This is a genomic window from Chamaesiphon sp. OTE_75_metabat_556 (genome assembly GCF_031378165.1).
Lineage (GTDB): Bacteria > Cyanobacteriota > Cyanobacteriia > Cyanobacteriales > Chamaesiphonaceae > Chamaesiphon.
The window spans coordinates 1-5,865 of record NZ_JANNDR010000076.1; the positions used below are offsets into that span (position 1 = coordinate 1).

A 5,865-nucleotide genomic window follows, 5' to 3' on the forward strand; every position below is an offset into this window, starting at 1 on the left:
ACATTTGATACAATATAGGTTGGACAAGCACAGAATAATCAATGCTCCCGCGTGACTTTTTAACTGAATTAGCAAGAAAATACGATCTTTCTCCCGACCAGGAAGCAGCTTTTGTGACACTGTTTAATCGAAATGATGATAATGATTTGGCAGCCGCAGAGACGCTGAATATTTCATCTAGTGCTTTTCGGACTCGGATGACTGGAGTATACAAAAAATTTAGCATTGGTGGTCAAGGTGCGGGTAAGTTCCATAAACTGAAAAACTTTCTCCTTCAAGAATCTTTAAAACGATCCTCTTCTCAAACTATCACTAACCCCGAAGAGATCGATCTCGATGCACTCGTGCGAGAAGTCCGCAAAAAGGTTAGTGCTAGTATTCAAAAACGCTGTGGCACAATGCGGGTGTTGGATATGGAGCAACCGATTACCATCGATTCCATCTACACTAGCGTTAATATTTTAGAGAAAATTTCTCGCAATCAACGGCGCAGCATTGAGGAATTGCTGGATGGGTGCGGGGTTGAGAATTTCGATCGATTTATCTTGGGCACAGTTCGACAAAAACGTATCCCTGCCCTAGAAGCTGTCAAACGCCATAAAAAGCTGATGATTTTGGGGAAGCCAGGAGCGGGAAAAACTACGTTTCTCAAGTGGTTGGCGTTGCAATGTAACGGGGGAAAATTCAACCAAAATCGAGTACCTTTGTTTGTCACTCTCAAGGAATTTGCTGAGACAGATGGACAACCCAATTTGTTGGGTTTTATTGGCAAACAATTGACCGAATGCGGGGTTAAGAATGGGTCTGTGGTGGGATCGAAAATTTTGCAGGCGGGTAGATCGATCGTGTTGTTGGATGGATTGGATGAAGTGAAAGCACAAGATCACGATCGAGTCTTAGATACCATTCGCCAGACGGCGGAGAAATTTGATGCTAGTCAATTTGTGATTACTTGTCGGATTGCAGCGAAGGAATATATCTTCGAGCAGTTTACCGAGGTCGAAGTTGCCGATTTTGATGATGAGCAAATTGCTGACTTTGCTCACAAATGGTTTCAACCGAAAGATCCCGTCAAAGCGGAGGAATTTCCCCAGGAGCTAGAAGACAATCCTGGATTAAAAGAATTAGCTACCAATCCGCTGTTACTGACGCTCCTGTGTTTGGTATTTGAGGAAGGGGGTCGGTTTCCTGCCAATCGCGCCGAACTCTACAAGGAAGGCTTGGATGTATTGCTAAAAAAATGGGATGCCAAGCGGAATATTAAACGAGAAGAGGTTTACAAACAACTATCGCTGCAACGGAAGGAAGATCTCCTCAGTCAAGTTGCTTATAACGCTTTTGAACGCAGTGACTATTTTTTCAAGCAAGGATTTGTTGAGGAGCAAATTCGGGACTATATTCGGAATTTACCGAATGCTAGTAATGAGCCAGAAGCTCTGCAACTTGATAGTGAAGCTGTCCTAAATTCAATTGCGGCTCAACATGGCTTACTGGTAGAAAGAGCGAGGGGAATTTATTCTTTTTCTCATTTAACTTTTCAGGAATACTTTACCGCCCGCTGGTTCAAGGAAAAAGCTGATGGAGATTTTGGAGATCTCATTAGCCATCTTACCGATAAGCAATGGCGCGAGGTGTTTTTACTGACTGTGGGGATGTTAAAGAGTGCAGATCGATTGGTGCTAGGGATGAAGCGAGAAATTGATGGTCTTCTTGCTGAGGATGAGAAGTTGCAAGAATTTTTAGGGTGGGTTGGTCAAAAATCTAGTTCGGTTGAAGCCCCTTATAGGCCTGTTGCTGTTCGAGGATATTATCTTGCTCTCGGTTGTGCTATCGATTTCGCTCTTGATAACGATCCTAATTCTGATCCTGATTCTGATCCTGATGATATTACTCTTGATATTATGCTTGATCTTGTTTTTGATAGTGCTCGCGGTCTCACTCGTGTTCGCGATCTTACTCATGTTAGCAATTTTGCTCTTGATCTTGAGTTTGCTCTTGATTATGCTTCTGAGATCGCATCGACCAAGTTACAAGAATCAGTCCAGCAACTACAAGATCGATTGCCAGATTTCTCGGAAAATGATAATAATTTGATGCATTGGTGGCAGGCTAATGGTCGAGACTGGAATGAGGAATGGAGAGCCATTATGATTGAGCATCGGAACATCGGTCATGATTGGCAATTTACCAAAGCTCAGAAAGCGTTACTCCAGAAATACTATGATGCCAATAAGCTACTGGTAGACTGTCTCAATAGTGACTGCTATGTTAATCGGGAAGTGGGAGCAGAGATTGAGGCTAGTTTGTTGTTACCGATTAAGTCTTTATCGTAACCATTGGAGATTAGATAAAACCCATTTGAGATCTTCTAGTGGGGACGGGCGGGTTCGTTCGATATCGAACAGTAAAATCGATATTGGTTAGCATAAACCCGCCCCTACAGATCCATCAGATCTATAAATTTATAGATATACATTTTCACAGATAAACCGTAGGGGCGGGTTTATGCTAAAAATCCTCGCCTAGCACTATCAAATCAGAACGAACCCGCCCTCCCCCACCAATATCAATCGATCGATTTCAATCGATAGCAGTACCCAAGCTAAAATAGAAAACTAAATCCCAGGGATATGAAATCAAATGGCAAAAGTCAAACAGCGACAACTTGGTGGTTTGCCGCCCAAATACAGTTTTATGATCAATCCTTATCCAGAGGAACGAGTCTCCCGTTGTCCTTTGTGCGACCGCAAGACTGGACAACGCAAAATACCGATCTTGATTCATGTTAATCCCCATCACTTAATTGCACTGAATTATACTTGTCGTTACTGTCGAGACTGCGATCTACTCGTCGCTCATAAACATGAAATTGAGTATTATCTGACTGCATTGTTTATTGAGCAAGCTCCCGATGTTATCGGCAATGACTATCTGGCTGTTGGCACAGTCGAGAAAAGTGTGTGGAAAGAAGGACTAAAACAGAATCAAACCAGCACTGAATTTTTGCCACATACCAGTGATTTCGCCACCCATTATCAAGACTTACAGCTAACTAGAGCAGGCTACTATCAAGCGGGTCAAAAGCCACCGATTGCAGTACCACCACCAGCTCAAGATTGGGTCAAAATAAACTCTAATCAAGCCAGAATCAAACGATGAGTGACTTTCGATCGATCACAACGTCAAAGGATAGATGCTCTTGCTCTGGCGTAGCCTGCTGTAAGCACGGGCAAACGCGATCCTACCGCCAACGATCTACGATCGACAACTATCGATCTGCTTCAAAATTAAATCGTGTGTCGATATTAGCACTATTGGGTTTAGCACAGCCGCCAAAGGATAGACTATGCCAATAGCGGAATTTTTGCCACCCAATCTACAAAGGATGAACGAACGAATAATGGACGAGTCTGCGCCAGAAAGATCGATTTTACTGATCGATCACGATCGAGATCGCGCTCAATTAATTGAAACTGCGCTGCAATCCTTCCAGCATCGCGTCATGACGATTGCTGATGGGATTGAAGCGATCGATTTTCTCAATCGCCGTGGTGATTATGTGGATGCACCACGTCCAGATCTGATTTTACTGGAGTTGAATCTACCAGGCAATGATGGGCAAGATCTGCTCGCTAAAATTAAGACAGAACCCCAATTGCGGCGAATTCCGATTGTGGTATTGACAACTGCGGCAAGTGAGGCAGATATTTTTAGTACTTATCTGCTGCAAGGCAATTGCCATGTCATCCAATCTACCGATCTAGATCGATTGCGTCAAATTGTCCAACGGATTGAAGAATTTTGGTTCGGAATTGTGACATTACCCGCAGCGTGACGTTCGATCGAATGACTCTTTTCATTAAAAAAACATTAAGTTTTGATGAGTAAAGCAGATTATTGTATTGTTTTGAGAACGTCGGTAATGGTTGAGTTATGCTTTGAAAGCTAGAGCGACGATCTACACCCAAAAAAGGTCAAGGTGCGTCACAGCATCAGCGTCTGCTTTCAGCAAGCGGCTATACCAACGAGGTAATATTTATGACAGGCATTAGTCTCGGCACTCCAGATCTTAATCTCACCAGCTTAAAACAGCCGTCGATTAATATCTTGACAAAGATTCAGTCTCATGGCGTGTTGCTAGTTCTGCAAGAGCCAGATTTGACGGTGATTCAAGTTAGTAACAACACGTCAATGGCATTTGGACTGTCACCAGATCGGGTGCTAGGAAAGCCATTAGAGCAGATTTTAGATGCTTTTCAAGTAGACCAATTTCGCGAGGGATTGGCAGCGCAAAATCTCGATTCGATCAATCCTAGTAAGGTATGGGTGCGGAAGTCTGGGGATGATTATCTAGTATTTGATGCTGTCTTTCATCGCAGTCCTGATGGATTTCTGGTGCTAGAATTGGAACCAGCTCAGACGAATGAAACTATTCCGTTTTTAAGTTTTTATCATTTAGCAAAAGCCTCGATCGGTAAATTAGCAGCAACGGCTGATTTACATGCGTTTGGTCGGATTGTGGTTGGTGAAGTTCGCAAGGTGACTGGATTCGATCGAGTCATGCTCTACAAGTTCGACGATGATGGACATGGCGAAGTAATTGCTGAGGATAAACTGGCGGAGATGGATTCCTATTTGGGCTTACATTTCCCTGAGTCGGATATTCCTCAACCAGCGCGGAAGATGTTTCTTTCCAACTGGATTCGGGTAATTCCCGATGCGGGAGATACGGCGGTGGAGATGATTCCATCCCAGAATCCAGTCACATATCGACCAACAGATCTCACCCTCTCGATTCTGCGGAGTGCGTTCCCCTGTCATACCGAGTACCTGCATAATATGGGAGTCGGGGCATCGTTGACGATTTCCCTGATTAAAGATGGCAAGTTATGGGGAATTATTGCTTGTCACCATCAGACACCCAAACTCGTCCCTTATGAATTGCGGAAAGCGTGCGAATTTCTGGGACAGGTAATTTTTGCCGAGATTTCGACGAGTGAAGATGTCGCCGACTACAATTATCGGGCGAAATTAGCCCACGTTCAATCAGTGGCGATCGATCGGATGTCGCGATCGGAAAGTTTTATTGATGGTTTAATGGGTGCAGAACCCAATCTGCTGGATCTTGTCGATGCTCATGGTGCCGCTATTTGTTTCGGTGGGCATTGGACGACAATCGGTCAAACTCCACCAGAAGCCGAACTCAACTATTTGGTGCAGTGGTTGACCAAAAATGTCGAAGATGAAGTATTTTTGACTGACTCACTGCCCTTAATCTATGCTGATGCACAGCGATTTAAAGATGTCGCCAGTGGCTTGTTGGCGATTTCGCTCTCCCGCCGCAGTTATGTCTTGTGCTTCCGCCCAGAAGTAGTTCAAACGGTGAACTGGAGTGGCGATCCTAATAATGCCTATCATCTGGCTGAAACCGATGGGATTCCTCGGTTATGCCCCCGCAAATCTTTTGAATTGTGGAAAGAAACAGTCCGGTTGCATTCGCTCCCCTGGAAACCAGTCGAAGCCGAAGCTGCGATCGAACTCCGCAAAGCGATCGTTAATATCGTTCTCCGTCAAGCGGAAGAATTAGCTTTACTGACAAATGATTTAGAACGATCGAACGCCGAACTCAAGAAGTTTGCCTACGTCGCTTCCCACGATTTGCAAGAACCGCTCAATCAGGTAGCAAATTACGTCCAACTGCTAGAGATGCGGTACAGCGAGCAACTCGATAGCGATGCCAAAGAGTTTATTGGCTTTGCCGTTGAAGGTGTCAGCTTGATGCAAACCCTAATTGACGACGTGCTAGTCTACTCCAAAGTAGATCTGCTCGGCATCGAGTGGGGACTGACCGAAGTATCCACCGCC

At 44.4% G+C, this 5,865-nt stretch carries 4 protein-coding genes; all 4 read left to right on the forward strand.

Translation table 11 applies throughout. The features are described 5' to 3' along the window. Nucleotides 1-41 precede the first annotated feature (41 nt). Nucleotides 42-2,333, forward strand: a complete 2,292-nt coding sequence (locus tag RMO27_RS03770) for an NACHT domain-containing NTPase (RefSeq protein WP_309729252.1) — start codon at nt 42-44, stop codon at nt 2,331-2,333. 307 nt (nt 2,334-2,640) lie between these two features. Next, a complete protein-coding gene (locus RMO27_RS03775; RefSeq protein ID WP_309729254.1) occupies nt 2,641-3,159 on the forward strand; it encodes a hypothetical protein in 519 nt (172 codons plus the stop codon). A gap of 226 nt (nt 3,160-3,385) precedes the next feature. Continuing rightward, nucleotides 3,386-3,835, forward strand: coding sequence for a response regulator (locus tag RMO27_RS03780; RefSeq protein WP_309729256.1), 450 nt, complete (start codon nt 3,386-3,388; stop codon nt 3,833-3,835). A gap of 203 nt (nt 3,836-4,038) precedes the next feature. Further along, the coding region (locus RMO27_RS03785; protein ID WP_309729258.1) for a GAF domain-containing protein at nt 4,039-5,865 on the forward strand (1,827 nt) is incomplete at its 3' end.